Genomic DNA, 554 nt, shown 5'->3' with positions numbered 1-554 from the left:
TGCGCTGAGGTCATCACTGGCTTTGGATGAGCTGAATATAAAGCTCACTTGGGTCGATAACCGGGGCGATACGACACTTCTACATGCAGAATATGCCTGGAAAACCCGCTTTGCTATGGCTGGCTTGGCTTGGCGTATTAGTGAGGGCTGGGAGTTCTTATCGGAAACCTCTCAAGGCAGCTCTGAAATGGGAGCGGGTCCTGGCATTGATATAGATTTCTACAGCCTGTACGGCATGTTTTCCTACCGTCTGAATGACTATCGAATCAGCTATCGCTATGACCAGTTTGGTATTGATGACCAAGATCAGATGGACCAAGAAAATAACGAGTTTGGGCGTAGTCATACCTTAGCGTTAATGTGGCAGGAAGAAGACAGTGCGCTGCGCTTAGGGGCGGAAGTCTTGTTCCTTAAGGGTAAGCGATACCGCGTACTTGAGGGCCCGCAAGTCTATCGTGACAGCGATTCTATTAGTGTCAGTATGTTGGCTCAGTATACCTTCTAGAATATGCGAAGGCTCAGCAAGCCAATAAATGGAAGAGCCTTGCTTTCAT

Annotated in this window: 1 protein-coding gene; it reads left to right on the top strand. The window is 48.2% G+C overall.

The window, feature by feature from the left end; all coding sequences use genetic code 11:
* Positions 1 to 505 (top strand): hypothetical protein (locus A3766_RS31535; RefSeq protein ID WP_197479726.1); only part of this gene is annotated, 505 nt, incomplete at its 5' end.
* Positions 506 to 554 lie beyond the last annotated feature (49 nt).

This window comes from Oleiphilus sp. HI0132 (assembly GCF_001635845.1).
Note: the sequence above shows the minus strand (reverse complement) of the source record. Positions and strands in the feature narration are given on the sequence as shown.